Source organism: Methylosoma difficile (assembly GCF_054657615.1).
Genome location: NZ_BAAHYJ010000014.1, coordinates 1 through 1,269 on the forward strand (window position 1 = coordinate 1; position 1,269 = coordinate 1,269).

General features: G+C 52.5%; 1 protein-coding gene. It reads right to left on the reverse strand.

What is annotated here, in order from left to right; translation table 11 throughout:
* Positions 1-31: 31 nt before the first annotated feature.
* Positions 32-1,200, reverse strand: a protein-coding gene (locus ACYQ1O_RS16875; RefSeq protein ID WP_459990705.1) for an IS3 family transposase whose coding sequence is annotated in 2 segments (ribosomal slippage) — positions 32-927 and positions 927-1,200 — 1,170 coding nt in all. Because the reading frame shifts where the segments join, the coding sequence is not laid out codon by codon here.
* Positions 1,201-1,269: the final 69 nt, after the last annotated feature.

A 1,269-nucleotide genomic window follows, 5' to 3' on the forward strand; every position in this document is an offset into this window, starting at 1 on the left:
TAAGGTACTCCCCATTGTCTAGACCAAAATCTCATAAAATTAAGATAGAAGCCGGTTGATAAAAATGGGTTGTTTCATCCTTCTCATAACACTTCCCTAAATACACGTCGGCGGGTGTCCGATAGCCCAACGATTGGTGTAGACGATGATGGTTGTAGAAATGAAAGAAATCCTTCAATCCTAGCCAGGTTTCCTGGACGGTGTGCCTATCCTGCAAGTACACATGCTCATACTTGACTGTGCGCCACAACCGCTCAACAAAAATATTGTCCAATGCCCGGCCACGCCCGTCCATACTGATTTTGATGCCTTTGTCCAGCAGCGGCTGGGTAAAGCGGGGCGTGGTGAACTGCGAACCCTGGTCGGTGTTGAAGATTTCGCATTGCTGGCGTTCGGTTATAGTGCCGATGGCTTCAATGCAGAAATCCGCATCCAAGGTGGTGCTCAACGCCCAGCCCAGAATGTATCGGCTGTACCAGTCAATCACCGCCATCAGGTAGACAAAGCCTGATGCCAGCCGGATATAGGTGATGTCGGTGCTCCACACTTGGTCGCAACGGTCAATCACCAGCCCGCGCAACAGGTAGGGGTAGACCTGATGTTCCGGATTCCGCTGGCTGGTGTTGGGTTTCTGGTACACCGCCTCCAGCCCCATCTTCCGCAGCAAACGCCTGACCCGCTTGGCGTTCACCTCATGCCCCAGGTTGCGCAAATGCGCCACCATTTTCAATACCCCATAACAGGGTGTCCGCGTGTATTGTTCGTCCAGAAGCCGCATCAGGGCTAGGTTTTCCTCGCTTTCACCCGCAGGCTGGTAGTACAGGGATGAACGGTTCAGCCCCAGCAGGCCGCATTGTTGCCGAACACTGAACTGTGGGTCTTGCGGGTCAATCCCTAGTTGCCTTGTCGCTAATGGCTGGCCGAGGACTTTTTTTTGAGCCAGTCCCGTTCGGCGATGAGCTGGCCTATCTGGCGGTGCAGCTCGTCAATGTCCTGTTGCTGATTGTCCCGTGCCTTTTCCTTTTTCCCGCTGAAGGCTTCCGGGATCACCGCCAACGCCTGCTTTTTCCAGAGGTTGATCTGGGTCGCGTGGACACCGTATTCGCTGGTCAGTTCGTTAACCGTTTTTTGTTGGCGGATCGCCTCGACGGCCACTTGGGTTTTAAATTCCATTGTGTGGTTCTTGCGTACATTGGCCATAGTTTAGTTTGCCTTTTTGGGTAAGGCTTTCTATCTTAACTGCTGGTCTAAAATATGGGGAGTATCATA